At 64.2% G+C, this 26448-nt stretch carries 27 protein-coding genes; 12 read left to right on the top strand and 15 right to left on the bottom strand.

From position 1 onward, the window contains the following. Window positions 1-219: 219 nt before the first annotated feature. Window positions 220-726, bottom strand: a complete 507-nt coding sequence (locus IVB27_RS11265; RefSeq protein WP_247339213.1) for a MarR family winged helix-turn-helix transcriptional regulator — start codon at window positions 724-726, stop codon at window positions 220-222. A gap of 83 nt (window positions 727-809) precedes the next feature. On the opposite strand from IVB27_RS11265, the gene IVB27_RS11260 reads away from it, so the two are divergent. Both IVB27_RS11260 and IVB27_RS11255 read left to right on the top strand, forming a co-directional pair. After that, a complete protein-coding gene (locus tag IVB27_RS11260) occupies window positions 810-2018 on the top strand; it encodes a cytochrome P450 (RefSeq protein ID WP_247443587.1) in 1209 nt (402 codons plus the stop codon). A gap of 44 nt (window positions 2019-2062) precedes the next feature. Further along, complete coding sequence (locus IVB27_RS11255; protein ID WP_247443586.1) at window positions 2063-3274, top strand: ABC transporter substrate-binding protein; 1212 nt, start codon at window positions 2063-2065, stop codon at window positions 3272-3274. Window positions 3275-3402: 128 nt separating this feature from the next. On the opposite strand, the gene IVB27_RS11250 is transcribed toward IVB27_RS11255, so the two are convergent. Continuing rightward, window positions 3403-4665 (bottom strand): NAD(P)/FAD-dependent oxidoreductase, encoded by a 1263-nt coding sequence (locus IVB27_RS11250; protein WP_247443585.1) that lies wholly within the window; start codon window positions 4663-4665, stop codon window positions 3403-3405. Between the two features lie 307 nt (window positions 4666-4972). Between IVB27_RS11250 and IVB27_RS11245 the strand changes: the two genes are divergently transcribed. Continuing rightward, window positions 4973-6145 (top strand): ABC transporter substrate-binding protein, encoded by a 1173-nt coding sequence (locus IVB27_RS11245; RefSeq protein ID WP_247339217.1) that lies wholly within the window; start codon window positions 4973-4975, stop codon window positions 6143-6145. Window positions 6146-6300: 155 nt separating this feature from the next. On the opposite strand, the gene IVB27_RS11240 is transcribed toward IVB27_RS11245, so the two are convergent. The 9 genes from IVB27_RS11240 to IVB27_RS11200 form a co-directional block, all read right to left on the bottom strand. Then, window positions 6301-8172 (bottom strand): bifunctional sugar phosphate isomerase/epimerase/4-hydroxyphenylpyruvate dioxygenase family protein, encoded by a 1872-nt coding sequence (locus IVB27_RS11240; RefSeq protein WP_247443584.1) that lies wholly within the window; start codon window positions 8170-8172, stop codon window positions 6301-6303. Further along, a complete protein-coding gene (locus IVB27_RS11235) occupies window positions 8169-8906 on the bottom strand; it encodes an ABC transporter ATP-binding protein (RefSeq protein ID WP_247443583.1) in 738 nt (245 codons plus the stop codon). The genes IVB27_RS11240 and IVB27_RS11235 overlap by 4 nt, the downstream gene beginning before the upstream one ends. Before the next feature lie 11 nt (window positions 8907-8917). Further along, window positions 8918-9661, bottom strand: a complete 744-nt coding sequence (locus IVB27_RS11230) for an ABC transporter ATP-binding protein (protein ID WP_247338759.1) — start codon at window positions 9659-9661, stop codon at window positions 8918-8920. Continuing rightward, the gene (locus IVB27_RS11225) at window positions 9658-10656 is read right to left on the bottom strand and encodes a branched-chain amino acid ABC transporter permease (RefSeq protein WP_247443582.1); all 999 of its coding nucleotides are present in this window, start codon (window positions 10654-10656) and stop codon (window positions 9658-9660) included. The genes IVB27_RS11230 and IVB27_RS11225 overlap by 4 nt, the downstream gene beginning before the upstream one ends. After that, the gene (locus tag IVB27_RS11220; protein WP_247443581.1) at window positions 10653-11528 is read right to left on the bottom strand and encodes a branched-chain amino acid ABC transporter permease; all 876 of its coding nucleotides are present in this window, start codon (window positions 11526-11528) and stop codon (window positions 10653-10655) included. Before IVB27_RS11220 ends, IVB27_RS11225 begins: the two co-directional genes overlap by 4 nt. Before the next feature lie 125 nt (window positions 11529-11653). Further along, the gene (locus IVB27_RS11215; protein ID WP_247443580.1) at window positions 11654-12784 is read right to left on the bottom strand and encodes an ABC transporter substrate-binding protein; all 1131 of its coding nucleotides are present in this window, start codon (window positions 12782-12784) and stop codon (window positions 11654-11656) included. Between the two features lie 58 nt (window positions 12785-12842). After that, on the bottom strand, window positions 12843-13721 hold the full coding sequence (locus IVB27_RS11210; protein ID WP_247443579.1) for a shikimate dehydrogenase: 879 nt from the start codon (window positions 13719-13721) through the stop codon (window positions 12843-12845). Between the two features lie 144 nt (window positions 13722-13865). Next, window positions 13866-14804, bottom strand: coding sequence for a LysR family transcriptional regulator (locus tag IVB27_RS11205; protein ID WP_247443577.1), 939 nt, complete (start codon window positions 14802-14804; stop codon window positions 13866-13868). 119 nt (window positions 14805-14923) lie between these two features. Further along, window positions 14924-15100 carry a hypothetical protein gene (locus tag IVB27_RS11200; protein ID WP_247338748.1) on the bottom strand — a complete coding sequence of 59 codons (177 nt, stop codon included), beginning with the start codon at window positions 15098-15100 and terminating at the stop codon, window positions 14924-14926. Window positions 15101-15267: 167 nt separating this feature from the next. On the opposite strand from IVB27_RS11200, the gene IVB27_RS11195 reads away from it, so the two are divergent. From IVB27_RS11195 to IVB27_RS11165, 7 genes are all read left to right on the top strand, one after another. Continuing rightward, complete coding sequence (locus IVB27_RS11195) at window positions 15268-15996, top strand: helix-turn-helix transcriptional regulator (protein ID WP_247338746.1); 729 nt, start codon at window positions 15268-15270, stop codon at window positions 15994-15996. Window positions 15997-16074: 78 nt separating this feature from the next. After that, window positions 16075-16731: an acyl-homoserine-lactone synthase gene (locus tag IVB27_RS11190; RefSeq protein ID WP_247443575.1), complete on the top strand. Its 657-nt coding sequence runs from the start codon at window positions 16075-16077 to the stop codon at window positions 16729-16731. Window position 16732: 1 nt separating this feature from the next. After that, window positions 16733-16951, top strand: a complete 219-nt coding sequence (locus IVB27_RS11185) for a hypothetical protein (protein WP_247443574.1) — start codon at window positions 16733-16735, stop codon at window positions 16949-16951. A gap of 310 nt (window positions 16952-17261) precedes the next feature. Further along, a complete protein-coding gene (locus IVB27_RS11180) occupies window positions 17262-18179 on the top strand; it encodes a branched-chain amino acid ABC transporter permease (RefSeq protein ID WP_247324607.1) in 918 nt (305 codons plus the stop codon). Further along, window positions 18176-19120: a branched-chain amino acid ABC transporter permease gene (locus tag IVB27_RS11175; protein WP_247443572.1), complete on the top strand. Its 945-nt coding sequence runs from the start codon at window positions 18176-18178 to the stop codon at window positions 19118-19120. Before IVB27_RS11180 ends, IVB27_RS11175 begins: the two co-directional genes overlap by 4 nt. Then, entirely contained in the window at window positions 19113-19880 is a 768-nt protein-coding gene (locus IVB27_RS11170; RefSeq protein ID WP_247443570.1) for an ABC transporter ATP-binding protein, read from the top strand. The genes IVB27_RS11175 and IVB27_RS11170 overlap by 8 nt, the downstream gene beginning before the upstream one ends. Next, window positions 19873-20601, top strand: coding sequence for an ABC transporter ATP-binding protein (locus IVB27_RS11165; protein WP_247443568.1), 729 nt, complete (start codon window positions 19873-19875; stop codon window positions 20599-20601). Before IVB27_RS11170 ends, IVB27_RS11165 begins: the two co-directional genes overlap by 8 nt. A gap of 60 nt (window positions 20602-20661) precedes the next feature. On the opposite strand, the gene IVB27_RS11160 is transcribed toward IVB27_RS11165, so the two are convergent. Together IVB27_RS11160 and IVB27_RS11155 are read right to left on the bottom strand one after the other, a co-directional pair. Beyond that, complete coding sequence (locus IVB27_RS11160) at window positions 20662-22110, bottom strand: glutamine synthetase family protein (RefSeq protein WP_247443567.1); 1449 nt, start codon at window positions 22108-22110, stop codon at window positions 20662-20664. 156 nt (window positions 22111-22266) lie between these two features. Continuing rightward, window positions 22267-23625, bottom strand: coding sequence for an aromatic ring-hydroxylating dioxygenase subunit alpha (locus IVB27_RS11155; protein WP_247443566.1), 1359 nt, complete (start codon window positions 23623-23625; stop codon window positions 22267-22269). Between the two features lie 111 nt (window positions 23626-23736). On the opposite strand from IVB27_RS11155, the gene IVB27_RS11150 reads away from it, so the two are divergent. Together IVB27_RS11150 and IVB27_RS11145 are read left to right on the top strand one after the other, a co-directional pair. Then, complete coding sequence (locus IVB27_RS11150; protein WP_247443565.1) at window positions 23737-24522, top strand: IclR family transcriptional regulator domain-containing protein; 786 nt, start codon at window positions 23737-23739, stop codon at window positions 24520-24522. A 106-nt stretch (window positions 24523-24628) separates the two neighbouring features. Beyond that, window positions 24629-24961, top strand: a complete 333-nt coding sequence (locus tag IVB27_RS11145) for a PRC-barrel domain-containing protein (RefSeq protein ID WP_247338730.1) — start codon at window positions 24629-24631, stop codon at window positions 24959-24961. A gap of 75 nt (window positions 24962-25036) precedes the next feature. Here IVB27_RS11145 and IVB27_RS11140 read toward each other — a convergent pair whose 3' ends face one another. Both IVB27_RS11140 and IVB27_RS11135 read right to left on the bottom strand, forming a co-directional pair. Further along, window positions 25037-25432: a group II truncated hemoglobin gene (locus tag IVB27_RS11140; RefSeq protein ID WP_247443564.1), complete on the bottom strand. Its 396-nt coding sequence runs from the start codon at window positions 25430-25432 to the stop codon at window positions 25037-25039. Window positions 25433-25444: 12 nt separating this feature from the next. Beyond that, complete coding sequence (locus tag IVB27_RS11135) at window positions 25445-26353, bottom strand: helix-turn-helix transcriptional regulator (RefSeq protein WP_247443563.1); 909 nt, start codon at window positions 26351-26353, stop codon at window positions 25445-25447. Between the last annotated feature and the right edge of the window lie 95 nt (window positions 26354-26448).

The raw sequence follows: 26448 nt of genomic DNA, 5'->3' as shown, positions 1-26448 counted from the left end.
GCAAGCCCAATTACGCCAGCGATTCTGCCGCAATATCTTTGCCGAATTCTTTTGTTGCCTAAGCAACTAACTTGTGCGAACCGTTCCGGACAAGGATGATGGCTGGAGCAACCGCCGCGTCTGATCTCGGAGGGAGCAATGCTCGGCAGAGAGGGTGCCGCGGGCGAGTGCCGGCGCATGCCTGGACGTGACAGGGGTCCGCGCCCGCTGCGCGGCGCGTCAGGTCTCGGTGCCGCCGGTGACCGCGCCGAGATTCTCGTGCAGGCGGCGCAACAGGTCGATCAGCACCTCGCGCTCGTCCTTGCCCAGACAAGACAACAGGCGTCGCTCGCGCTCGAATGCCGCGACGATCACCTTGTCATGGGTGGCGCGGCCCTTCGCCGTCAGCGAGATCGAATGGGTGCGCCCGTCGTTGGGGTCGGTGCGGATCGACACCAGCCCCCGCTTTTCGAGGCCCGCCAGCGTCCGGCTCACCGGGCCCTTGTCGAAACCAATGACGTGGCAGATTCGCGAAGCGGGAATGCCGGGCTCGATCGCCAGCAACGACATGATCCGCCATTCCGTGACGTTGACGCCGAACTGCCGCTGATAGAACGCGGTGGCGCTATTCGAGAGCTTGTTGGCGATGAAGGTGATGAACGCCGGGACGTAGCGATCGAGATCGAGCGTCGGCCCCGTCTCCGCGGGCGCAGGTTTTTGGCGGGCTCTGGTCGAAGACGGCGGCATATCGGGATTCTGTCTCGCGGCGTGTCCGGAGACCTAAAGGTAAGCGCGGCCCTTTCACAAGATCAAAATGAGGGAGGACTTCAATGAGTGCACCCGGCTCTGCCGTATCGGCCGTCCCGCATCTCGACGTCGATCCCTTCGACATGGATTTTTTCGCCGATCCTTATCCGACGCATGAATTGCTGCGAGAGACAGGTCCGGTCGTTTATCTCGACAAATGGAAACTCTACGGCGTAGCGCGCTATGCCGAGGTTCATGCCGTGCTGAACGACCCCGCGACGTTCTGCTCGAGCCGCGGTGTCGGTCTCTCCGATTTCAAGAAGGAGACGCCGTGGCGGCCGCCGAGCCTGATCCTCGAGGCCGATCCTCCCGAGCACACCCGCACCCGCGCCGTGCTCTCAAAGGTGCTGTCGCCGACGGTGATGAAGGGGCTTCGCGACCGCTTCGCCGCGGCAGCGGAAGCGCGTGTGGACGCGCTGCTGGAGAAACGCAGCTTCGATGCCATCGCGGACCTCGCCGAGGCCTATCCGCTGTCGATCTTCCCGGACGCGCTCGGGCTGAAGCCTGAGGGACGCGAGAATCTCATTCCCTATGCGAGCCTGGTGTTCAACGCCTTCGGCCCGCCGAACCAGTTGCGTAAGGAGGCGATCGCGCGCTCGGCGCCGCACCAGGCCTACGTCACCGAGCAGTGCCAGCGCGACAATCTCACGCCCGGCGGCATCGGCGCCTGCATCCACGCCCATGTCGACGAGGGTGCCATCACCGCCACCGAAGCGCCGCTGCTGGTGCGCTCGCTCTTGTCGGCCGGTCTCGACACCACCGTCAACGGCATCGGTGCAGCGGTCTACTGTCTCGCGCGCTTCCCTGAGCAGTGGCAGCGCCTGCGCAACGATTTCACGCTGGCGCGCAACGCTTTCGAGGAGGCCATTCGTTTTGAAAGCCCGGTGCAGACCTTCTTCCGCACAACAACGCGCGAGGTCGAACTGTCAGGCGCGACCATCGGTGAGGGCGAGAAGGTGTTGATGTTCCTGGCTGCCGCCAATCGCGATCCGCGGCGCTGGGACAAGCCCGACAGCTACGACATCACCCGCCGCACGTCCGGCCATGTTGGCTATGGCTCAGGTATTCACATGTGCGTCGGCCAGCTGGTCGCGCGGCTCGAAGGCGAGACAATGCTCGCGGCGTTGGCCCGCCGGATCGCAAAGATCGAGATCACCGGCGCTCCACAACGTCGCTTCAACAACACGCTGCGCGGGCTCGACAGCCTGCCTGTGACCATCACGCCGGCCTGACGCTGCTGGCATCGAAAACAATAAATACGACAGGGGAGGGAACAATGAAGAACTTGAAGTGGACACTTGCGCTGGCTGCGAGCTTGATCGGCGGCGCGGCAAATGCCGAGATCTCGGACAATGTCGTGCGCGTCGGCGTGCTCAACGACATCTCCGGCATCTTCCAGGACACAAACGGCATGGGTTCGGTCGAGGCCGCGCGCATGGCTGTCGAGGATTTCAACGGCGGCGGCAAAGGCATCAAGGTCGAGATCGTCTATGCCGATCACCAGAACAAGGCCGATGTCGGCAACGCCATCGCGCGCAAATGGCTCGATGTCGAGGGTGTCGACGCCATCGTCGACGTGCCGAACTCGGCCGTTGGTCTCTCCATCAACACGCTGCTACGCGACAGCCGCATGACGTTCCTGGCGTCGTCCACCGCGAGCTCCGATCTCACCGGCAAGGCCTGCTCGCCCAACACCATCCAATGGGTCAACGACGCCTGGGCCACCGGCAATACGACAGCGGCCGCGATGATGTCGCGCGGCGACAAGAACTGGTATTTCCTCACGGTCGATTACGCGCTCGGCAAGGGCATCGAAGCGGAAGCCCAGAAATACATCGAGGCGCATGGCGGCAAGGTGTTGGGCTCCAGCAAGCATCCGCTCGGCACCTCCGATTTCGCGTCCTTCCTGTTGCAGGCGCAGGGCTCGAAGGCGGAGGTGATCGGGCTCGCCAATGCCGGCGGCGACACCATTAACGCGGTGAAGCAGGCCGCCGAGTTCGGGATACAGCAGGGCGGACAAAAACTGGTCGCCTTCCTGCTCTTCATCAACGACGTCCATGGCATGGGTATCAAGGTCGCGCAGGGCCTTCAGCTCATGGAAGCCTTCTATTGGGACATGAACGACGACACCCGCGCCTTCGCCAAGCGGTTCGCCGCCCGGCCCGGCATGAACGGCAAGATGCCGAGCGGCAACCAGGCCGGCGTCTATGCGTCCACGCTCGCTTATCTCAATGCGGTCGCCGCGACCGGCAGCGACAGTGCCAAGGACGCTGTGCCCGAGATGAAGAAGTTCAAGGGCAAGGACAAGCTGTTCGGCGACACCACGATCCGCCAGGACGGCCGCGTCGTGCATCCGATGTATCTGTTCGAGGTGAAGAAGCCGGAGGAGTCGAAATATCCGTACGACTATTACAAGCTGGTCTCGACGATTCCCGCGGAGCAGGCGTTTCGGCCGCTGGCGGAGGGCGGGTGTGAGCTGGTGAAGTAGGGTCTCGTGCCCGGACGCAGTGCGGCGCGTAGCGCTGCGCTGCAGAGCCGGGGCCCACAGGTCTGGGCCCCGGCTCTGCGTCGCGTCATTTCATGCCGCGCCGCGTCCGGGACACGAGAGGATGATCCCTACACCACCTTGCTGCTTCCCTGCGTGATCAGCCGCGCGGCGCGCTGGTCGCGGGCGTAGATCCAAAGCCAGCTCAGCGCGACGCTGAGGCGGTGGCGCAAGCCGATCAGGAAGTAGATGTGGGCGATGCCCCAGATCCACCACGCGACGGTGCCGCGCAGTTTCACCTTGCCGAAGTCGATCACCGCGAGCCGTTTGCCGATCTGCGCAAGGCTGCCGGAGTGCTTGTAGCGGAACGGGCCTGTCGGTTCTCCGCGTAGCAGGGCCTTGATGCTGTCAGCGACGTGACGGCCCTGCTGCTTGGCCGCCGGCGCGATACCGGGCACCGCCTTGCCGTCCCAGGCGTTGATCACAACGGTGTCGCCGATCGCAAAGATTTCGGGATGACCGGGGATGGTGAGATCGGCCTCCACTTGCACGCGTCCGGCACGATCGGCCGGCGCGCCCAGCCACTCAGCCGCGGGCGAGGCGCGGACGCCGGCGGCCCAGATCTTGGTTTTGGCATCGAGCCGCGTGCCGCCGAAAACCACGCCGTCGCGGTCGATCTCGGTGACGGCCTTGCCAAGTACGACCTCGACGCCGATCTTTTCCAGCGAGACCTGCGCATAGGCCGAGAGGTCGTCGGCAAAACCTGCCAGCACGCGCGGCCCCGCCTCGATCAGCACCACGCGCGCTTTCGTCGTGTCGATGTTGCGGAAATCGCCGGGCAAGGTGTGGTGCGCCATTTCGGCAATGGTGCCGGCAAGCTCGACCCCGGTGGGGCCGGCGCCGACGATGACGAAAGTCAGCCGCGCCGCGCGCTTTTCCGGATCGGTCTCGCGCTCGGCGCGCTCGAACGCCACCAGGATGTGACGGCGCAGCGTGGTCCCGTCCTCCAGTGTTTTGAGACCCGGCGCGAACTGCTCCCATTCGTCGTGGCCGAAATAGGCATGCCGCGCGCCTGTGGCGAGCACCAGCGTGTCGTAAGGCACCTCGCTGCCGTCGTCGATCAGCACGCAGCGCCTGTCGGCATCGACGCCGCTGACGGTCGCAAAGAGCGTCGTCACGTCGCGCCGGTCGCGCATCAGGTGCCGGACCGGCCAGGCGATCTCGCTGGTGGCGAGCGAGGCGGTCGCGACCTGATAGAGCAGCGGCTGGAACAGGTGATGGTTGCGGCGGTCGATCAGCGTGATCTCGACCGGGCTGCCGGCCAGCCGGTGGGTCGTCTCCAGTCCGCCGAAGCCGGCTCCGACGATGACGACGCGATGCGGTGTCGTGGTCATGATGCGCCCTCGAATCTCGCTGCTCTGTTCTTTCATTTAAGTGCGAATTGGGCGTCGCGGTCCAATAGCGGTCATCAATCGCCGGATAGGCCAAGTGTATCGAGTGTACCGATATCCCGCGAAAAAGCGCCGCAGCCCTCGCCGAAGTGAGTAGAACTATATTTCTTGCCATTCACGATTAGGGCGAATTATGGTGCAGGGCAGGCGCTGAGCCATTGGCGGCTCGACAGATTTTGCGTTCAATAGAGATTGACCCGGGGCGGCGATCACCCGTTTGCGGGCTTCAATAATAAGGAGGGGAGAGGCTATGAGGACGGCATTCTGGCTGGCGGGCGCAGCGGCGCTGGTGCTGGCAAACCCGGCATCCGCCGGCGACACCATCAAAATCGGCTTCGTTTCGACCTTCAGCGGCCCGACCGCCGTGATCGGCAACGACATGCGCAACTCCTTCGAGCTCGCGCTGGATCACATTGGCCGCAAGATGGACGGCAAGCCGGTCGAGGTGATCTACGAGGACGACGGGCAGAAGCCCGATGTCGGCAAGCAGAAGACCGAGAAGCTGGTGCAGTCCGACAAGGTCGATTTCATCGTCGGCTACATCTGGTCGAACGTGCTGCTGGCCTCGCTCAAGACCGCGGTGGATTCGCAGACCTTCCTGATCTCGGCCAATGCCGGCCCGTCGCAGCTCGCGGGCGATCTTTGTTCGCCCTACGTGTTCTCGACCTCCTGGCAGAACGACCAGACGCCGGCCGCCATGGGCCTTTACATGAACCAGAAGGGCGTCAAGAGCGTCTTCCTGATCGGCCCGAACTACGCCGCCGGCAAGGACATGCTCGCGGGCGTGAAGAGCACGTTCAAGGGCGAGGTCAAGGGCGAGGAATACACGGTGTGGCCGAGCCAGCTCGACTTCTCCGCCGAGCTCTCCAAGGCGCGCGCCTCGGGCGCCGAGTCGATCTTCGTGTTCTATCCCGGTGCGGCCGGCGTGCAGTTCCTCAACCAATATGCGCAGGCCGGGCTGAAGAGCACGATGCCGCTCTATACGGCTTTCACCGTCGACGAGCTGTCGCTGCCGCTGCAGAAGGAGAACGCGCTCGGCGTGCCCGGCGCGCAGGAATGGGTGAATGATTTGCCCAACGAGCAGAACAAGCGCTTTGTCGCCGACTACCGCAAGAAGTACACCGGCCTGCGCCCGACCTATTACGGCGCGCAAGCCTATGACGCCGCCCAGCTCATCAACAGCGCGGTGGTCGCGGTCAAGGGCGACACCAGCAAGAAGGACGCGATGAAGGCCGAGATGGAGAAGGCCAACTTCAAGTCGCTGCGCGGCCCCTTCAAGTACGGCAAGAACCACATCCCGGTGCAGAACTTCTATCTCCAGGACGTGGTCAAGGATGGCGACGGCCAGCTCTCGCTGAAGACGGTCGCGACCATCGTCGAGAACGACCAGGATCGCTTCCACGACAAATGCGCGATGAAGTGAGGTCTCTGCTTTCCCTCTCCCCGCTCGCGGGGAGAGGGGCTCTCAGCTCTCTCCCCGTCATTGCGAGCGCAGCGAAGCAATCCAGAATCTTTCCGCTGAGGGATTCTGGATTGCTTCGTCGCAAGGGCTCCTCGCAATGACGGCGTAGAGAGAGTCTACACCCGCGGCATGCTCGCAGGCCGCACCTCGCGCGCCTGCGCCGCGAGCCTGATGCCGGCATTGGCCGCGCCGAAGCCCTGATAATCCCGCCGCTCCACGATCTCGAAGAAAAACCGCTCGTCGAAGATGTGGGTATAGACCTGGAAGAATTCCCCGTCGCCTTCGCGGTCGTAGAGGATGTGGTTGGCGCGCAGCTGCGCCATCAGCTCGGGTGCCAGATCGTACTTGGCTTCGATGTCGTCGTAGTAATTATTAGGGATATCGAGGAAATCAGCGCCGCGCTTGCGCATCTCCGCGACCGCCGCAAAAATGTCCCGGCACGTGAAGGCGACGTGCTGCACGCCTGAGCCGAAAAACTCCGAGATGAAGCGCGCCGGCAGTGTACGGTTGGCGGATGAGCCGTTGAGCACGAAACGCAGGCTCTGGTCGCCATTGATGACGGCCTGGCTCTGCACGAGCCCTCTGGGATCGGCGATCTCCATCTGCGGCAGACGCGTCAGGTCGAGGATCCCGGTGTAGAATAACAGCCAGGACAGCATCTCGTCATAGGGCATCGACTGCGCGATGTGATCGACCGCCAGCAGCGCGTCCGCGCCGGCGTCGCTCGCAATCGGCTCGAAATCCGTGTTCCAGTTCTTGCCGGCTTGATCGAGGAAATACAGCAAGCTGCCGCCGACGCCATGGATCGCGGGAATCTCGAGTTCGCCCGGCCCGACCGGCTGGTAGAAGGTGCGCGCCTTCAGTGTCTCGGCGCGTTGCATGGCAAGGCCCGCATTGTCGACCTCGAGCGCGATGGCGCAGACGCCGGGACCGTGCGTGACATAGTGCGAATGCGCAAAGCCGTCGGTCTCGGAGTTGATGACGAGCTCGACCTTGCCTTGCGACCAGCGCTCCACCGCCTTGCTGCGATGCTTGCCGGTCTTGCGGAAGCCGAGCTGCGAAAGCAGGTGGGCAAGTTCGCCGGCCTTGGTCTCGTTGACGGCAAATTCGATGAAGCCCGTGCCGCGACTTTTGGCTTTCGGCGCCAAAGGCTCGCTGACGAGCTTTGGCCAATCCGGCGCAAGCTGGTCCTCCAGCAGGATCAGCGAACGCAGGCCGTCGACCGCGGTCTGCGCGGCCGAGCCGGCGCGGAACTGGTCGTTGAAGATCTCCAGCGACAGCGGCTCCGCATAGCCGGTCGCCGCGATCGCCGCCATGAACTCGCCGACCGGCAGATTGCCCTGGCCGGGGAAGGAGCGGAAGTGCCGGCTCCACGACAGGATGTCGAGCTCGAGCTTCGGCGCATCCGCAAGCTGGACCAGAAAGATCTTGTCGCCGGGGATCGAGGCCATCGCGCGAACCGGAAAGCCGGGGGCCAGCGCGTGAAAGCTGTCCAGGATGACGCCGATCGCGGGGTGATCGGCGCGCCGCACGATCTCCCAGGCGTCGCGGTAGTCGTTGACGTGGCGTCCCCAGGCCAAAGCCTCGTAGCCGACACGCAAGGACCGTTTTGCCGCGCGCTCGCCGAGCTCGCGAAAATCATCCGCGGCGCGGTCGATGCCGCCGAGCGAGCTGGGGGACACGTTGGAGCAGATCAGCAGCAGATCGGTGCCGAGCTCCTGCATCAGGTCGAACTTGCGCTCGGCGCGGGCAAAGTTGCGCGAGCGCTGCGGCTCCGGCATGCCCTCGAAATCGCGGAACGGCTGAAATGCGCAAATCTCGAGATTGAGGTCGCCGCAGAGCTTTGCGATGTCGCGCGGGCTTGCGCCGAACGACAGCAGATCGTTCTCGAAAATCTCGACCATATCGAAGCCGGCGGATGCGATGGCGCGGAGCTTTTCGTCGAGGCTGCCGGAGAGGGAGACCGTTGCGATCGAGCGTTTACTCATGCTGCGTTGTCCTCCATCGCGCCGCCGAGGAATAATTGTCCGATGCGGGGATCATTCAGGATGCGCTCGGCCTTGTCGAGCATCCGGGTCTGGCCGAGCTCGAGCACGATGCCGATGTCGGAAATCTCCAGCGCCGAGCGTGCGTTCTGCTCGATCATCAAAATCGTGACGCCCCGGTCGCGCAGGGATTTCAGGATGTCGAAAGTCTGCTGCACCATCAGCGGTGACAGGCCGATCGAGGGCTCGTCGATCAGCACCAGCTTTGGCTCGAGCAGCAGCGAGCGGGCGATTTCGAGCTGCTTCTGCTCGCCACCGGACAGCGTGGAGGCCTGCTGCGTCGATTTCCGCCGCAGCGCCGGGAACAGGTCGAGTGCGGCCTCGATCCGCGTGGGCAGGTCGATGCCCTTGCCCGCGGAAACGCCGCCGAGCTCGATGTTGTGGCGCACCGACAGCTCGGGAAAGATGTTGCGGCCCTGCGGCACGTAGCAGATCCCGGCATTGAGCAGCGCGCGCTGGCTCAAATTGGTGACGTCTCGGCCGGCAAAACTGATCTTGCCCTCGCGCAGTTTGAGCAGGCCGAAGATCGCCTTGAACACGGTGGACTTGCCGGCGCCGTTCGGGCCGATGATGGTGGTGATGGTGGCCTGCGGCACGGCGAAGGTCGTGCCGTTCAAAATCGTCATCTTGCCGTAGCCGCCGACGAGATTGTGAACCGAGAGGATCGGATCGCTCATGATGGCTCTCCCTAATGTCCGAGATAGGCTTCGATCACGGCGGGATCCTTGCGGACCTCGTCGGGCCGTCCCATTGCCAGCACCTTGCCTTCCGCCATCACCATCACGCGCGAGCACAGCGACATCACGAATTCCATGTTGTGCTCGATCACGACGAACGTGGCGTTCTTCTCGCGGTTGATCGCGACCAGCCGCTCCTTCAAATCCGTCAGCATCGACGGGTTGACGCCGCCGGCGGGCTCGTCGAGCAGCACCAGGCGCGGTCCACCCATGAAGGCCATGGCGGCGTCGAGCAGCTTCTGTTGGCCATAGGAGAGTCCGCCGGCCGGCTCGTCGGCGAGATGATCGAGCTTGAAAAAGCCGATCATCTGGTTGGCGGCCTCCGTCAGTCCGGCATCGGAGCGGCCGACCAGGCGCGAGGCCATGCTGCCCTGGTGCTCCTGTCCTGCGAGGATCAGGTTCTCGCGCACCGAGAGTTTTGGAAACACCTGCAGGAGCTGGAAAGTGCGACTGACCCCGAGCTTGTTGAGCTCTGCAGGGCGCAGGCCGGTGACCACCTTGCCGTCGAGCTTGACCTCGCCGCCTGATGGCGTGAGCTGGCCGAGGATGCAGTTGAACAAGGTGGACTTGCCGCAGCCGTTCGGGCCGATCAGGCCGAGGATCTCGCCTTCGCGCACGTCGAAAGAGACGCCGCCGACGGCACTGATGCCGCCAAAGTTCTTCTTGATGTCGGTGACTTCGAGGACTGCGCTCATTGCACCGTCTCCAGCCGGGATTTTGCGACAGCGCGCAGCGTAGAAGCCGCCTTGGTGCGGCGTTCGGCCAGATAGCGATCCAGGATTCCCAAAATGCCGGTCGGCGACCAGATCAGCAGCCCCATCACCGCGATCGCGTAGAGCATCAGATAATAGCCCTCGGTGAAGCGCAGCCATTCCGGCAGCAGCACGGCGATCATCGCGCCCAGGAACGGACCCAGGAAGAAGCCGGCGCCGCCGACGATCACCATCATCAAGAGGTCGAGCGAGAGCGACAGGTTGAACGGCACGGGATCGATATATTGCGTCAGCGGCGCATAGAGCGCGCCGGCGCCGCCGCCGAGCGCCGAGCCGATCGCGAACGCCATCAGCGTATAGCGGCGCGTGTCGACGCCGAGCGATTGCGCGCGCAGCGGATTTTCGCGCAGCGCCATGAACGCGCGGCCCCAGGGGGAGCGGATCAGCCACCACACCGCCAGCGACACGATCGCGAGCGAGCCGAGGCAGACATAGCAGAACGGCAGCGGCTTGCTGGTTGGGATGCCGAAGATGTGCGGGCGCGGAATGTTGGAGATGCCGTAGATGCCGCCGGTGAGCCAGCTCTCGTTGCGAAACACCAGGAAGGCCAGCGTGGAGAAGGCGAGCGTGACGAAGGCGAGGTAGTGGTGCTGCACCCGCAGCGCGGGGTAGCCGAGCACCCAGCCGACCGCGAAGCTCAACGCGATCGCGACGACGATCGCCGCCGGCAGCGGCCAGCCATGCGTGGTCATGATCGCTGCCGCGTAAGCGCCGATGCCGACGAAGGCGCCCTGCGCCAGCGAGACCTGGCCGGCATAGCCGAGCGTGAGGTTGAGGCCCATGGCGGCGATCGCCATCACCGCCCACTGGCTCAGGATGAACAGGCCATAACGGTTGAAGTTCATGGGGATGACGATCAGCGCGGCGATGACGATGAGGCCGAGCGCGATCTTCAGAGGTTTGGCGAAGGCGCTCATACGGTGCGCTCCTCGGCACGGCCGAGCAAGCCCTGCGGCCGGAACAGGATGACGGCGATCAGGATGATCATCGGCACGGCGGCGCGGTACTGCGTCGAGACGTAGGCGGCGGCGAGATTGTCGAGCGTGCCGATCAGGAGGCCGCCCGCGATTGCGCCGCGCACCTGGTTGAACCCGCCGACGATCGCGGCGATGAAGGCGGCCTGGCCCAGCACCTCGCCCGATGTAAATTTTGCGAGATAGATCGGCGTGATCAACAGCGAGGCGAGCGCGACCAGAAACGCATTGATCAGGAAGGTCAGGAGGATCATGCGCTCGACCGGGACGCCGATGATGCGCGCCACCGTCGGGTTCTGCGCCGCCGCCTGCATCTGGTGGCCGAGCGAAGTTCGGTTCAGGAGCGCCGTCAGACCGGAGACAGCAAGGATGGCGAGGACGAGGACGCCGATGCTTTGCAGCGAGACGGCATGGCCGAGGATGGAGACGTCGCCGGTCGGCACGATCGAGGGGAAGGGTGATGCTTCGGCGCTGAAGAACTGCTTCACGGCCTCCTTGATGCCGATCGCAAGCGCCATGGTCGCGATCGCAAGCGGCAGCACGCCATGGCGCATCATCGGATCGACCAGCAGCATCTTGAACGCGAGGCCCAGCAGCAGCATCGAGAGCAGGATGCCGAGGATAATCGCGAGCCAGAACGGCGCGCCGGCATGCATCGCTGCCAGCATCAAAAATGCCGGCAGCATCACGAACTCGCCTTGCGCGAAATTGATGGTCTGCGAGGTCTGCCACAGCAGCGTGAAGCCGACCGCGACCAGCGCATAGATCGCGCCGGTGGCAAGTCCCGCGACCAGAAGATCAAACAGATTGGACATTTTCCCCTCTCGGCGCTCTGTCTTCTCCCTCTCCCCGCTCTCTTTTTTCTCCCTCTCGCCGTTCTTACGAGGAGAGGGAGAAGAGAGATCTCTCCCCGCGCGGGCGGGGGGAGGGGAGGAAGCCCTCACTTCACTTTGGGCAGCACCTGCTTCACGACTTGCTTGCCTTCGACCACCTCGACCAGAAAGCTCTGGCGGTCGATGTCGCCGGTGTCGCTGAAGGTGACGTCCATCAGGATGCCCGGCTCGTCCGCGGCCTTGATGGTCAGACCATGCAGCGTGTCGGCGAAGGCTTTGGAATCGACTTTGCCCATTTTCTCGGTCGTGGCTTTCACCATGTAGACCGCAAGATAGCCCTTCAGGCCGTTATGGTCGGGCACGTAATTGTACTTCTTCGCGAACTTGTCGCGAAACGCCTTGATCAGGTCGACCGGCGCGTCGGTGGTCAGGCCGACATGGCCGCGCGCGCCATTGGCGGCATCGCCCGCGAGCTCGATCACCTTCTGGCCGATCAGCGTGGTCTCGCCCATCAGCGGCGCGGTGACGCCCTGGCGCTTCAGCTCCTTCAGGATGCGCGCGCTCTCTTCCTCGTTCAGGTAGACGAACACGGCGTCGGGATTGGCCGCCTTGATCTTGCCGACGTCGGCGGCGAAATCCGCCTGGCCCGCTTCGGTGGAGAGATCGGCGACCACCTTGGAGCCCAGCCGGTCGAGCTCCTTGACCACGACGTCGCGACCGCCGCGGCCGAAATCATTGTTGACCCAGACCACCGCGACCGACTTCCCCTTCATGTCGTCGTGAATGTATTTGGCGACCTTCGGCATCGAGGATTGCTGGCCGAACGAGGTGCGGAACAGGAATTTGTTTCCGGCCTGCGTCAACTCGGCGGCTTCACCGCCCATGATCTGCGCGATGCCGGCTTCGGCCGCGAGCGGCGCGGTGACCTTCACGGAGCCGGAATAGCCGGGCCCGAGCAGCACATAGGGCTCGGCGTCGAGCGCCTTCTGCACCTGCGCGCGCGCAACCCCGGGGTTGGATTGCGAGTCCGCATGGGTGACCTCTAACTTGCGGCCGAGCACGCCGCCCTTGGCGTTGATCTCTTCGATCGCGAGATCGATGCCGTTCTTCCAGTTGGTGCCGACGGTTGCGCCGCCGCCGGAAAGCTCGGCGACGTCGGCGAGCTTGATCGCCTGGGCGTGAACACTGGTTGCAGTCGCGAAGGCAAGCAGGGCGCCCGCCAGAATGGCCGATTTCATGGTCTATCCTCCCATTTTTCGTTGATGTTGTTCGCGGCCTTGTGTCCGGCCGCTTTGGTTACGCTGCGTGATAGGCCGAGCTTCGTGCCGCCATCACCTCGTCAAATGCCTCTCCCATGACCTCGGTCGATGGGGCAAGGCCCGTGAACAGTTCGAAAGCGTCGGCGGCCTGGTAGATCGCGAGCTCCCGCCCGGTCATGATCCGCGCGCTCGTGGCTTGGGCGGCCGCGAGCAGCGGCGTGATCAGCGGCGAGTAGACGGCATCCGCAACCCACAATTTTTCATGCAGCAGCGTGGCCGGGACCGGCATGCCGCGGTTCGGCAGCATCCCGACCGGCGTGGCGTTGACGAGGCCGGTCGCGCCTTGCAGCGCGTCCTCGATGCTCGACGCCAGCCTTGCGACGCCCTGTGCGGCGAGCAGGGAGACGAGCGTTTCGGCGCGCGCCGGCTCGCTGTCGAAGATGCGGATGTCGGTCACGTCCAGGCTCGCCAGCGCAAACGCGATTGCCTTGCCGACGCCGCCGGCGCCGATCACGGCGACGGCGTTGCCGGACGGTGCCAGCAGTGGCGCCACCGCGCGCGCGAAGCCGGTGGTGTCGGTGTTGTGGCCGGTCAGCCGGCCGGCCCGGGCGACGACGGTGTTGACCGCGCCCATCGCGGCAGCGCCCGGCGCCAGTTCGTCGAGCAGCGGGACCACCGCTTCCTTGTAGGGGTAGGTGACGTTGACGCCGGCAAAGCCGAGCCGCCGCACGCCCTCGAGCATCATGCGAACCCCGGCCGCATCGGCGCCGGCGACCTCGATGAGCTGGTAGTGGCCGCGCAAGCCCAGAGCCTCGGCGGCGCTCTCATGCATGGCGGGGGATGCGGAATGCGCGATCGGCGCGCCGATCAGGCCGGTGAGGAGTTTTTTGCTGGCGGCGTATCCGCGCTCGGACATGGTTCGCTATCGTCTCGTTGGGAGTGTTCGGTCCCGGCCATTAGCGGGGAAATCCGCGCAATTCCAAGGGGGCTTCCATGTGCGACGATAGTCTTTCCCCTGCCTAACACAATTACCCATTTATCTGGCAAACCTAACATAATGTTATTTCTTGCGCCCGCGCGAAGGGATGGCCTTGCCGTTGATGCGGGACGGCTCCACCGCGCGCATCTCGGCGCGCAGGGACTCGATGAAATACTCGACGTGAAGCGACAGCGGCGCGCCGCGCTTCACCGCGATGTAGGTGTCGAAACGCGTCGGCTCGGTGATCTTCAAGAGCTCGATGCCGGGATAGCCGCCATGGGCGACCGTGAACTGGTCGATGATGGCGATGCCGAGCCCCGCCTTCACCAGCGCGCAGACCGTGGTACCGAAGCGCGCGCGGATGGTGATGTTGTAGTCGAGCCGGTTGCGCGCAAAGATCTCGGCCATGATCCGGCCGTAAGGGTCGTTGGGATCGATGCCGATCAGCGGATAGCGGGTGATCTCGGCCGCGGAAACCTGCTTGCGGCCGGCGAGCTCATGGCCTGATGGCACGATGCAATAGAGCTCGCCGGAGGCGAGCGGCATGAAGTCGAGCCCGGAATGGTCGAGCCGATAGCTCATCGCGACGCACTCGCCGCGGCCGAGCAGGAGATAGTCGATGGCTTCCTCGAGCTTGAGGATGTTGATGTCGATGCCGAGGTCGGGATAGCGGCGGCGGACGCGCTCGATCGCGCGCGGCACCATCACCTGCGAGATGCTCGGTACCGAGCCGATGCGCAGCTCCGACAATCCACCGCGGCCGATCTTGGAGATGAGCTCGGAGAGGTCGTCGACCTTCTTGTAGACGCCGTTGATCTGCTCGAAGATGTTCTCGGCTTCCGGCGTCGGGAAATAGCGGCCGTTCTGGCGCTGGAAGAAGCGGATGCCGAGCGAGCGTTCGGTATATTTGACGAGGCGGCTGATCCCCGGGGCCGAAACGTTGAGCAGCTTCGCCGCGCCGCCGATGGTGCCCGTCACCATCACGGCACGGATCACTTCAACCTGGCGCAGCGTCATCATGTCCTGGGCATCCGAAAGATAATCGTGGTCGCGATCATCTCACGAGAGCCGCGAGGTCATCCAGCGGCAAATGTTCGACAACGTGAATTGGCCGCGCGCCCGCGCTGCCGCGACCGCGTTTAGCTCGACGGTCCTTCGGGCGACACGCTGCCGGGTCGTTCCGGGCGCTCGCTTTGCAGCACCTCGCGCGCGAACTCGATGATCTTCTGCTTGTTCGCCGTTTCACGGACGGCGAAAAACACGCGGTTGAGTTCCAGGCCGAGAACGCTGTTGAGGGCGATGTCCTCGTCTTCCATCGTGGTTTTCCCGCTTCAGACGTCATAGGTGTAACTTGACGTTCCATCTTCCACAAGTAGATCAAAGCTTCGAGGTCAATGGGATACCGGACAACTACGGAAACGGTGAATTGAGGCAGCCCGCGAAGACGTGCTATACCGGAGCCCAAGGGTCAGGAAACGCACCGATGTCCGCCGTGGATTATGGCCGGGAGGCGCTCGACTTCATTGAAGGCCTGGCGGCCTATCGTAAGGTTCCGGACGCGATGAACGCGCTCGAAGGAGCGTTCGGGCGCTTCGGCTTCGAAACCATCATCGTGACAGGGTTGCCGAATCCCGACCAGCGGTTCGCACAGATGGTGCTTGCCAAGCGCTGGCCCGCGGAATGGTTCAGTCTCTACACACAGAACAACTACGACCGCGTCGACCCGGTGGTGCGGATGTGCCGACAATCGGTCAACCCGTTCGAATGGTCGGAAGCGCCCTATGATGCCGAACTCGATCCGGGCGCGGCGGAGGTAATGAACCGCGCCGGCGATTTCCGCATGTCGCGCGGCTTCATCGTGCCGATCCACGGGCTCACCGGCTATGAGGCCGCCGTGTCGCTCGGGGGCATCCATCTCGATCTCAACGCCCGCAGCAAGCCGGCATTGCACCTGATGGCGATGTACGGCTTCGACCACATTCGCCGTCTGCTCGATCCGGCGCCGTATTCCTCGACACGCCTCACCCCGCGCGAGCGCGAAGTGATCTCCTGGGCCTCGCAGGGCAAGTCGGCCTGGGAAATCGGCGAGATCCTGCACATCACGCAGCGTACCGCCGAAGAGCATCTTGCAACCGCCGCGCGCAAGCTCGGTGCCGTCAACCGCACGCATGCGGTTGCACTGGCGATTCGCAACAAGATCATCAATCCCTAACCGACGTACTGGGAAACAATATCGAACCTGCCTCATTTCGCAGAGGCTGCTCCCCATTGAGGACGAATGGGGGCTTTCATGATTCACGCCATTTCTGCGGTAAATCGTCACCTTTACGAAGACGTGCTCGAGCAGCATTTCCGGCTGCGGCACGACATCTTCGTCGAGGAACGCCACTGGGAGGCACTTCGCAAACCGGATTGCCGCGAGATCGATTCCTATGACGATGAGGATACCGTCTATCTGCTTGCGCTGGAGGGGCGGCGCATCATCGGCGGTCACCGTCTCTACCCGACCACCAAGCCTTCAATGATGAGCGAAGTCTTCCCGCATCTGGCGGCGGTGCGCGGCTGTCCGGCGGATCCGCTGGTCTGGGAATGGTCGCGCTACTTTGTCGTGCGCGATCGCCGCGACGGCGCGCTCAACCTGCAACTGATGACGGCGGTGCAGGAGTTCTGCCTCGGTCAGGGGATCGCGCAAGTCAGCGCGATCATGGAAACCTGGTGGTTGCCGCGCTTTCATGAGGCCGGCTTCGTCGTGACCCCGCTCGGTCTGCCGGCTCTGGTGGAGAACGCATGGACCATGGCGGCGACCATCGACATCCGTCGGGAGACGCTGGATGCCCTGCATGATCGCATCGGCATGCCTTCGATCGTGCAACAGGACGGCCCGCGTCTGGACGCCGTCGCCCGTGCCAACCTCTGCGGCCTCGCCGCGCAACAAAAGAGCGCCTGAGATGTCGAACATGATGCGGAACAGCCAGATCATGGCGCAGACCAAGGACGAGAATCTCGGCTACATGTCCGACATGGCGCTCGAACTGGCGCAGATGGCGGAAGACACCGGATTGGGGACGCTTGCCTATCTGTTCCGGATGGCGGCGCTGGAAGCCTCGACGGCCAACAGCGTGCTCGCTGAACCGGATGACCTTCCCCGGCAGATGACGTCGCACTAGGCGCCATCCTTCCTGACGTTGCGACGAATTTCACACCCTTCCTTCGGCAACGGGGGGAGGGTGATCGTTTGGGTGCGGCAGGTTGACCCATCCCGCGCGGCAGCCTTCGTGCACAGCGCTTTGCACGGCGGCGCTCGATCGCATGCATCGGCATGCAACAAAGTGCATGTTTGGTGTCAAATCGCTCTTGCCTCGGAACGATACTGCCATTACCCATTTTTCCGCCTTGTACAGGCAGGGGGAACTCTTTCACTGATGGCGACCGTGTTCGAACATCGGCGCGAACCTGCGTACGCCTGAAAGAGTTTTGATGTTGCTCGTCGTCGAACAGTTCTTGAACGGATTGCAGTTCGGCCTGCTGCTGTTTCTGCTCGCCGCCGGCCTGACGCTGGTGTTCGGGATCATGGATCTCGTCAACCTCGCGCACGGCTCGCTCTACATGATGGGCGCCTATTTCGCCGCGACCTTCGCAGCCTGGACCGGCAGCTTCCTGCTCGGCGCGCTGCTGGCGCTCGGCGCGACGCTCGTGCTCGGCATCGTGCTGGAGATGAGCGCGCTGCGGCATCTCTACGGACGTGACCATCTCGACCACGTGCTCGCGACCTTCGGCCTGATCCTGTTCTTCAACGAAGCCGTGCGGCTGATCTGGGGGCCGGCCGGCCTTGCGCTGCCGCTCCCGGCCTGGCTCACCGTGCCGGTGCCGATCCTGCCCGGCATTCACTATCCCGCCTATCGCCTCGCCATCATCGCGGTGGCGCTGCTGGTCGCGCTCCTGCTCTATCTCGGCGTGATGCGTACCCGCATCGGCATGCTGATCCGCGCCGGCGCCTCCAATCGCGAGATGATCGGCGCGCTCGGCATCAACATCAAGCTGCTCTACACCTTGGTTTTCGGCCTCGGTGCCGCGCTCGCCGGCCTTGCCGGATTGATGCAGGCGCCGATCCTCACCGTGCAGATCGGCATGGGCGAGAACATCCTGATCCTCGCCTTCGTCATCATCGTGATCGGCGGCATCGGCTCGATCCGCGGCGCCTTCCTGGCCGCGATCTTCGTCGGCATGATCGACACGCTCGGCCGCGCCTTCCTGCCCAATCTGTTGCGGCAGGTGCTGAGCGGCGCTGCGGCCTCCACCGCCGCGCCCGCGCTGTCGTCCATGCTGATCTATCTGCTGATGGCGATCGTGCTGGTGGTGCGGCCGGAGGGGCTGTTTCCGGCCAACCGTCGATGAAGACATTCACTGTGAGCAAGGCCGTCACGGTCCTGATGCTGGCGGGCCTCGTGCTGCTGCCGCTCTATTCGCAAGCCTCCGGCAACATCTTCATCCTGACGCTGTTCACGCGCATCGTCATCCTGGCGCTGGCGGCCGCGAGCCTCAACCTCATCATGGGTTTTGGCGGCATGATGAGTTTTGGCCACGCCGCCTATCTCGGCATCGGCGGCTATGCGGTCGGCATGCTGGCGCAGGAAGGCGTCGGAAGCGGCTTCATCCAGTTTCCAGTCGCGATCGCGGCCTCCGCGATCTACGCGCTGGTGATCGGCGCGCTCTCCCTGCGCACCCGCGGCGTCTATTTCATCATGATCACGCTCGCCTTCGCGCAGATGGCCTATTACGTCGCCTCGGGGCTGGCGCGTTACGGCGGCGATGACGGCCTCACCGTCTACAAGCGCAGCGACTTCTCCGGGTTGATCAATCTGTCGAACCGCACGCAGTTCTACTATCTCTGCCTCGCCTGCCTGTTCGGCGTGGTCTTCCTGATCTGGCGCATCACCAATTCGCGCTTCGGTCTCGTCCTGCAGGGCCTGCGCTCCAACGAGCAGCGCATGCAGGCGATCGGCTTTCCCTCGAAACGCTACCAGCTGGTCTGCTTCGTCATCTCGGGCACGATGTGCGGCCTCGCCGGCGCGCTGCTCGCCAACAATACCGATTTCGTCAGCCCGGCCGTGATGTACTGGACGCGTTCCGGCGACCTCATGGTGATGGTGATCCTCGGCGGCATGGGCACGCTGTTCGGTCCGGTCGTCGGCGCGGTGGTATATTTGCTGCTGGAAGAGTTCTTGTCGCAGCTCACCGAATACTGGGCGCTGATCATGGGCCCGCTGTTGCTGCTGGTCGTGCTGTTCGGCCGCGGCGGCATCATGGGCCTGCTCGGGAGGCTCAACCGTGGCTGAACCGCTGCTCCGCGTTGACAAGCTGGTGCGCCGCTTCGGCGGCATCATTGCCACGGACAACGTCTCGCTCGACGTCGCGGCAGGTGAACTGCACGCCATCATCGGCCCGAACGGTGCTGGCAAGACCACGTTGATCAGCCAGCTCACCGGGCATCTGGAGCCGCATTCCGGCAGCATCTCGCTCGGCGGTCGCGACATCACCTACTTGCCGGCCTATCGCCGCTGCGCGCTGGGCCTGGCGCGTTCGTTCCAGATCACCTCGCTGCTGCTCGATTTCACCGCCGCCGACAATGTCGCGCTCGCGGCGCAAGCGCATGCCGGCACCTCGTTTCGCTTCTTCGCCGATGCGCGCAAGGAAAAAGGCCTGCGCGATGCCGCGCATGCCGCGCTCGACCGCGTCGGTCTCGCCCATCGTGCCGATGTCCTGGTGTCCAGGCTCAGCCATGGCGAGCGTCGCCAGATCGAGCTTGCGGTTGCGCTGGCAAGCAAGCCGAAGCTTTTGCTGCTCGACGAGCCGATGGCGGGTCTCGGCGTCACTGAGTCCCAGCGCATGGTGCAGCTGCTCCAGGAGCTGCGGAAGGAAGTCTCGATCGTGCTGGTCGAGCACGACATGCCCGCGGTGTTCGCGCTCGCCGACCGTATCTCGGTGCTGGTCTATGGTCGCGTCATTGCCTCCGGCGATCCGGCCGCGATCCGGGCGAACGAGGACGTCAAGCGCGCCTATCTCGGCGAGGCGCATGTGGTGACGCACCATGTCTGAAAAAATGGTGGCTGACACGCTGCTCGAGGTCGACGGCATCGAGACCTGCTACGGCCTGTCCCAGGTGCTGTTCGGCCTGTCGCTGTCGATCAAATCAGGCGAGATGGTCTCACTGATGGGCCGCAACGGCATGGGCAAGACCACGACGATCCGCTCCATCATGGGCCTGACGCCGGCGCGCGCGGGCAGCATCCGCTTCGCGGGCTCGGAAGTGCGGACGCAGCCGTCCTACCGAATCGCAAAACTCGGTGTGGGCCTCGTCCCCGAGGGACGTCAGATATTCCCGAACCTCACCGTGCGTGAAAATCTGGTCGCGGCCGCCGCCGATCGCTTTGGCAGCGCCAATCCCTGGACGCTGGCGTCGATCTACGTGATGTTTCCGCGCCTCGCCGAGCGCGCCTCCAACATGGGCAACCAGCTCTCCGGCGGCGAGCAGCAGATGCTCGCCATCGGCCGCGCGCTGATGACCAACCCGAAGCTCCTCATTTTGGATGAAGCGACCGAAGGCCTGGCGCCGCTGATCCGCGAAGAGATCTGGAACTGCCTGTCGCTGCTCAAGAGCCGGGGACAGTCGATCCTGGTCGTCGACAAGAACGTCGACCACCTCGCCCGCATCTGCGACCGCCACACCATCATCGAGCGCGGCAAGACGGTGTGGAGCGGCACCTCCGAAGAGCTGATGGCGGAACCGGATCTGCAGCACAGATATCTGGGAATTTGAGCCTCCGCTCTCTCCCGTCGTCACGTGCGTAGCGAAGCAATGACGGGGAGAAAGCCGAGGTCAAAACACCTCGAAATACTCGCGGTGCTCCCAGTCGGTCACCTCGGACAGGAAGCGGTCGATCTCGGCGTTCTTGATGTGGGTGTAGTAGTCGACGAACTCGGCGCCGAGTTTTTCGCGGAAGAACGGATCGTCCTTCAGCGCGCTGACCGCATCGCGCAGGGACTTCGGCAAGAGCGGCGCCTTGGTCTCGTAGGGCGTATCGGCGGACGGGCCGGGATCGAGCTTGCGGTCGACGCCGTCGAGGCCTGAGAGAATCTGCGAGGCCATGTAGAGATAGGGATTGGCGGCGGGCTCGCCGATGCGGTTTTCCAGGCGCGTGGCGGCATCGCCGGCCGCGCCGAGCACGCGGATCATCACGCCGCGATTGTCGCGGCCCCAGATCGCGCGGTCCGGCGCCAGCGAATAGGAGCGGTAGCGCTTGTAGCCGTTGATGGTCGGGGTCGTGAACACGGTAGACGCGCGGGCGTGGTCGAGCAGGCCGGCGAGCCAGGCCCGGCCGAACGCGCTGAGCGGTTCGCCGCCCTCCTTGGTCGTTTCCTTGGCCATGAACTGGTTGTCGCCGCTCGTGCGGGAGACGACCGATTGGTGGAGATGCCAGCCGCTCGCGAACAGGTTCGGCAGCTTCGGCCGGCACATGAAGGTGGCGTGATAGCCGTGGCGGTGCGCGATCTGCTTCACGGCAGAGCGGAACAGCACCATATTGTCGGCGGGCTCCAGCCCTTTCTTCGGCGCGAAGGTGAATTCGCACTGACTTGGCCCGAACTCGACCTCGACCGAACGCAAGGGCAGCCCGAGCGCGACGATGTCACGCCGCAAAATCTCCAGCACCGGCTCCATCTGATCGAAGCGCTGCTCGGTGAGGTACTGATAGCCGTGGCTGAGCAGGCTCACCGAGGGCGGCGTGCCTGGCTGTCCCGCATCCTCCGGGCGCATATGCGCGTCGTCGAGCTTGAAGATGTGGAATTCGACCTCGAGGCCTGCAACGAAATCGTGGCCGCGGCGTCCAAGCTCGTCGAGCGCCTTGCGATAAAGCGCGCGCGTCGCAAACGGCACGGGCCGGCCGTCGTTGAAATAGAGGTCGCAGAGCACCCAGCCCGTCGCCGGCGCCCATGGCAAAACACGAAAAGTGGTGGGATCGGCGATCATCAGCACGTCGGCCGCGCCCTCCATCTCCTTCATGCCGAAGCCGCCGCCTGACGTGAACACCGGAAACACCGTGCGGTGCGAGGTGTCCTTGGCGAGCATGGTCGTGGTGATCGAACAGCCGCTTTCCAGCGCGGCGATCGCCTCCGAGGCGATGATGGTCTTGCCGCGCAGAATGCCGTGCTGGTCGGGAAAGGCGAGGCGGATGACTTCGAGATTTTTCTCCTCGACGAGACGGCGCATGCGCGTCGCCGCGTCCTTCTGCTCATCCGACCACAGCGCATGACGCGCGACGAAACTCACTATGTTTGCTCCTTCAGTCACCGATGCACGACGGGTGCAAGACGCCCGCCACATTCTCCGTCATTGCGAGCGCAGCGAAGCAATCCAGAAATGCGTCCGCGGAGACAGTCTGGATTGCTTCGCTTCGCTCGCAATGACGAGGATGGGCCGTCACCCTTACTCCGCCGCCGTCAGCCGATGCACATTGTCCGCGATCTCCTTCGGCACCGGTGCCGTCCACGGCGCGCCGCGGCGGCGCTTGACGTCGACTTCCATCCAGTAGGTCTCCCAGCCACGTGTCGGCCCGATGCCGTCCATGGTCGCCGGACCCTGGATGCTTCGTGCGGTGCTCTCGTCGAGATGCAGCATCGGCTTCTCGCCGCCCGCGACCTTCTCGATCTCCTGCCGCAGCAGGCGGCGGTATTGCACGATCGCCTTGTCGCTCGTGCCGAGGTGCTCCTTGGTGCGGTCCTGAATCGCGCCCATCGACTCCACCGCCCACTGGTCGTGGACGTTGATGTCGGTGCCCATGCCGGTATAGGTCGCCGTCTGCTGCTCGTGCGGATCGAAGCCGTAATCGTTGTTGCTGTTCTTGCGCGATTTGTAGTCCGGCAGCTCGTAAAGCTCGAGCCGCTGGTCGCGCATCTTCTGCTTGTCGACCTGGTTCGCGTAGCTCGTGAAGATCGCGTACCAGTAGCAGTTCTCGTCGTCGACCGGCACGTGCCACTGCGTGATCGTCATCTCCGTGCTCATGGGGATGACGAAACCGTGCGGGAACAGCTGGTTGGTGACGCGCACATGCGTCCGCTCCTCGTCGATCTCGCGCAGCGCGATCAGCCGCAGGCCGTATTCGGTGTGCTCGACATTGATGATCGGGCGGTCGTACTCGCGCAGGATCTTGGTCATCGGCAACTCGCTGCCTGCGGAGGCGCCGCGGAACTGCTTGCCATACGCCGTGGACGTGTCCTCGTCCTCAAAGAAGCGATGCAGATAGGACGCGTGCGCGGGATCGATGCCGACTTCGAGTGCCTGGAGCCAGTTGCAGGCCATATGGCCTTTGAACGCAAAGGTGTGGGTGCCGGGCGCGACAAAGCAATCGAGTTCGGGAAAGGCCGGCGGCTCACCTTCGCCGAGCCAGGCCCAGAGGATGCCGCTCTTCTCCACCACGGGATAGGAGCGCTGGCGAATGTTCTGGCAAAGCTTTGAGTCCTTCGGCTCAGCCGGCGTCTCGATGCATTGCCCGGTCGCGTCGAACAGCCAGCCGTGGAATGCGCAGCGCAGGCCGCCATGCTCGAGCCGTCCGAAGGCGAGATCGGCGCCGCGATGCGCGCAGTGGCGATCGATCAGGCCGTAGCGCCCGGTCTCGTCGCGGAACAGCACCAGGTTTTCGCCGAGCAATTTGACGGGGCGGATCGGGCGATCGCCTTCAAGTTCGTCCACCAGTGCCGCCGGCTGCCAATAGCTCCGCATCAGCTTTCCGCAAGGGTTCTTCGGACCGGTGCGGGTGATCAGGTCGTTCTGCTCCTGGCTCATCATGGCGAGTGCATCCTTGTGGAGTGGCGTTTGTTCGCCTATTGAACGAATGGGCGAATTATGACATGCCTTGGATCGGCAGCAAGCACTATTTTGCAGGAATGTCCCGACGCCATGCCCAAGCTGAAGCGAAGCGAGAGCGACGAACGCGCGACGGATTTCGTCGAGAGTCTCGATCGCGGCCTGCGCCTGCTGCAATGCTTTGGCACCGCGGCCGGCCCGATGACGCTGAGCGATCTGGCCCGCGCCGCCGATCTGCCGCGCGCCACCGCGCGGCGCATGCTGTTCACGCTCCAGCGCGGCGGCTTCGTCGCCGGCGACGGCAAGCTGTTTTCACTGACGCCACACGTGCTGACACTGGCCGCATCGTATCTGCGGTCCAGCCAGCTCGTCACGGTCCTGCAACCGGTGCTCGATCGCGTCGCGACAGCGGCCAACGAGATCTGCTCGCTCGCGGTGCTCGACGGCGATGAGGTCGTGTTCGTCGCGCGCAGCAGCCCGGCGCGCATGTTCTCAGGCGGGCTCGAAATCGGCTACCGCCTGCCGGCGTTCTGCACCTCGGTCGGCCGCGCCATGCTCGGCCAGCTCGATGATGCCGAGCTCGTTGCGCGCCTGAAAGCGATGAAGCGTGAGGCGCTGACGCCGCAGACGGAGACCGATCCCAAGGCGTTGCTCGCGCGCATCGTCGCCGACCGCGCGCAGGGCTATTCGCTGGTCGACCGCGAAGCCGAGCCGCATTTCCGTTCGATCTCGGTCCCTGTCCGCCGCTACGACGGCGTGATTGTCGCCGCCATCAACATGGGCGCCCATGTCGACCGGGTGCCGGCGCAGGAATTGATCGGCCGCTTTCTGCCGCTGTTGCGGGACGGTGCGGAGTCGGTGCGTTCGCAGCTGTTGTAGCTGAGGCCAGGAGAGCAAATAGCCCAGAGAGCAAAGAGGTGGGTTTCGCTCGTCCTGCCTGGCAGGCTATAATGCGCGCGGCAAAAAAGAGAACAGGGAGAACGCCATGCACCATACCATGGTTCCCAGTGATCGCGTGGAGCATGTCGCCGTCTACGGGCGCGACGGCACCAAGCTCGGCACGATCGAGCGGTTGATGCTCGACAAGGTGAGTGGAACGGTCGCCTACGCCGTGATCAAGACCGGCGGGCTGCTCGGCACCCACCATCATTATCCTCTGCAGTGGAGCGCACTGAGATATGATCCAGGACGTCAGGTCTTCCAGGTCGAGCTGACGCCGGAGCAACTGAGCAGCGGCCCCTGCGAGGTCGATGGCGATGAATTCGACTGGGGTGACCGCTCGCGGCCTTACCCGCATCCGAATTACTGGTCGATCTAGTCGCGTCGCAAGTCTCATAGTCCGGGTCAGCGAAGCGGTACCCGGAACGCCACACGTCGGCCTTGATCGACGCTTTTACGGCCGGTTGCGCATCCAGTCGGCGAGGCCGGACAGCGCCTTGTCGAGGTCTTGCCGCGCGGCAGCATCGACGACCGTCTCCTCCAGCGCGCCGCGCATGCAGAGCATCCACGAATCGCGCTCGGCATCGCCGATGGCAAAGCCGATGTGGCGCTGGCGCAGCCGCGGGTGGCCCTTCTCGACCGAATAGAGTTTTGGGCCGCTGGTCCATTCGGTGAGATAGCGCTTCAGCACGTCCCTGATCGCGCCGAGATCGGCGGCGTGCATCGTGCGGATGACCTGCGCCTCCGGCAGGGTGTCCATGCGATCGTAGAAGCGATCGACCAGCCGCTCGATCGTGGCGCTGCCGCCGATCCGCTCGAACATCGAGATTGCGACGTCGCTCTCGGCCATGGGAGTTCGGACCTACAGCGCCACGCTGCGCAGCCCAAAGCTGCGCGCTTCGTTTTGCAGCACCGGCCGCACCGCATCAATCAGACGGGCCGCGGCGGCATCGACGGAAAGTCCCGCCGTGTCCACCACCGCCGTCGCGCGCGCATACAGCGGCTCGCGGCTCAAGAGGATGTTGCGCAGCTCCGCCATGGCGGAGCGGTCGTCCGCCATCGGCCGCAAATCGCCCTGGCGGCGGACGCGGGCCATGTGCTCCTCGGGCTCGGCCTTCAGCCAGATCGTGTAGAACGACGACAGGATCTGGTCGAAAGTCAAAGGCTCCGAGACGATGCCGCCGCCGGTCGCCAGCACCATCAGCTCGTTGCGCGCGAGCAGCTGTTGCAGCGCCGCCTGCTCCATGCGGCGAAAGCCTTCCTGGCCGTAGAGCGCGATGATCTCGGCGACCGAGAGGCCGTTCTGCTGCTCGACCTCCTTGTTGAGCTCGACAAAACTCCAGCCGACCTTCTTCGCCAGCATCCTGCCGAGCGTGGATTTACCGGCGCCGCGCAGGCCGATCAGCGCGATGCCGCAGAACGGCGCGCGCCGCGGCGCCGATGCGCTGCCGCCGGCGAGCAAATCCTTGGCTTGCGCGATCTGCGCAGGCGTCGCCTTGCGCAAGAGATCGCGAAACATCTGCCAGTCCGGGGTCGGATCGGCCGAGGGAAGCAGATCTTCCAGATGCGCGCCCATCGCGTCGGAGACGCGGCGCAGCAGCACGATGGAGACGTTGCCCTTGCCGCTCTCGAGCTGCGCGATGTAGCGCTCCGAAATTCCTGATACCTTGGCGAGCACTTTGCGCGACATGCCGCGCAGCGCGCGCATGGTGCGCACGCGCTGGCCGAGCTGTTCGAGAAATCGGGATTCGGCGTCGGGACTGTCGGTCATGGACTACGGATCATGGGCCTTCTTGAGCGGGTGTCCTGCGGCGCATATTAATGAAACATAGTGCCTGCTGGCATTGACAGCAAGCCGCCACAGTG

Source organism: Bradyrhizobium sp. 197 (assembly GCF_023073375.1).
GTDB lineage: Bacteria > Pseudomonadota > Alphaproteobacteria > Rhizobiales > Xanthobacteraceae > Bradyrhizobium.
This window is presented reverse-complemented; position numbering and strand designations above follow the sequence as displayed.

Bases quoted from the DNA above. Each gene is read 5' to 3' on its own strand.
- IVB27_RS11265 (WP_247339213.1), bottom strand. From the start codon at position 726: ATGCCGCCGTCTTCGACCAGAGCCCGCCAAAAACCTGCGCCCGCGGAG.
- IVB27_RS11260 (WP_247443587.1), top strand. From the start codon at position 810: ATGAGTGCACCCGGCTCTGCCGTATCGGCCGTCCCGCATCTCGACGTC.
- IVB27_RS11255 (WP_247443586.1), top strand. From the start codon at position 2,063: ATGAAGAACTTGAAGTGGACACTTGCGCTGGCTGCGAGCTTGATCGGC.
- IVB27_RS11250 (WP_247443585.1), bottom strand. From the start codon at position 4,665: ATGACCACGACACCGCATCGCGTCGTCATCGTCGGAGCCGGCTTCGGC.
- IVB27_RS11245 (WP_247339217.1), top strand. From the start codon at position 4,973: ATGAGGACGGCATTCTGGCTGGCGGGCGCAGCGGCGCTGGTGCTGGCA.
- IVB27_RS11240 (WP_247443584.1), bottom strand. From the start codon at position 8,172: ATGAGTAAACGCTCGATCGCAACGGTCTCCCTCTCCGGCAGCCTCGAC.
- IVB27_RS11235 (WP_247443583.1), bottom strand. From the start codon at position 8,906: ATGAGCGATCCGATCCTCTCGGTTCACAATCTCGTCGGCGGCTACGGC.
- IVB27_RS11230 (WP_247338759.1), bottom strand. From the start codon at position 9,661: ATGAGCGCAGTCCTCGAAGTCACCGACATCAAGAAGAACTTTGGCGGC.
- IVB27_RS11225 (WP_247443582.1), bottom strand. From the start codon at position 10,656: ATGAGCGCCTTCGCCAAACCTCTGAAGATCGCGCTCGGCCTCATCGTC.
- IVB27_RS11220 (WP_247443581.1), bottom strand. From the start codon at position 11,528: ATGTCCAATCTGTTTGATCTTCTGGTCGCGGGACTTGCCACCGGCGCG.
- IVB27_RS11215 (WP_247443580.1), bottom strand. From the start codon at position 12,784: ATGAAATCGGCCATTCTGGCGGGCGCCCTGCTTGCCTTCGCGACTGCA.
- IVB27_RS11210 (WP_247443579.1), bottom strand. From the start codon at position 13,721: ATGTCCGAGCGCGGATACGCCGCCAGCAAAAAACTCCTCACCGGCCTG.
- IVB27_RS11205 (WP_247443577.1), bottom strand. From the start codon at position 14,804: ATGATGACGCTGCGCCAGGTTGAAGTGATCCGTGCCGTGATGGTGACG.
- IVB27_RS11200 (WP_247338748.1), bottom strand. From the start codon at position 15,100: ATGGAAGACGAGGACATCGCCCTCAACAGCGTTCTCGGCCTGGAACTC.
- IVB27_RS11195 (WP_247338746.1), top strand. From the start codon at position 15,268: ATGTCCGCCGTGGATTATGGCCGGGAGGCGCTCGACTTCATTGAAGGC.
- IVB27_RS11190 (WP_247443575.1), top strand. From the start codon at position 16,075: ATGATTCACGCCATTTCTGCGGTAAATCGTCACCTTTACGAAGACGTG.
- IVB27_RS11185 (WP_247443574.1), top strand. From the start codon at position 16,733: ATGTCGAACATGATGCGGAACAGCCAGATCATGGCGCAGACCAAGGAC.
- IVB27_RS11180 (WP_247324607.1), top strand. From the start codon at position 17,262: ATGTTGCTCGTCGTCGAACAGTTCTTGAACGGATTGCAGTTCGGCCTG.
- IVB27_RS11175 (WP_247443572.1), top strand. From the start codon at position 18,176: ATGAAGACATTCACTGTGAGCAAGGCCGTCACGGTCCTGATGCTGGCG.
- IVB27_RS11165 (WP_247443568.1), top strand. From the start codon at position 19,873: ATGTCTGAAAAAATGGTGGCTGACACGCTGCTCGAGGTCGACGGCATC.
- IVB27_RS11155 (WP_247443566.1), bottom strand. From the start codon at position 23,625: ATGATGAGCCAGGAGCAGAACGACCTGATCACCCGCACCGGTCCGAAG.
- IVB27_RS11150 (WP_247443565.1), top strand. From the start codon at position 23,737: ATGCCCAAGCTGAAGCGAAGCGAGAGCGACGAACGCGCGACGGATTTC.
- IVB27_RS11145 (WP_247338730.1), top strand. From the start codon at position 24,629: ATGCACCATACCATGGTTCCCAGTGATCGCGTGGAGCATGTCGCCGTC.
- IVB27_RS11140 (WP_247443564.1), bottom strand. From the start codon at position 25,432: ATGGCCGAGAGCGACGTCGCAATCTCGATGTTCGAGCGGATCGGCGGC.
- IVB27_RS11135 (WP_247443563.1), bottom strand. From the start codon at position 26,353: ATGACCGACAGTCCCGACGCCGAATCCCGATTTCTCGAACAGCTCGGC.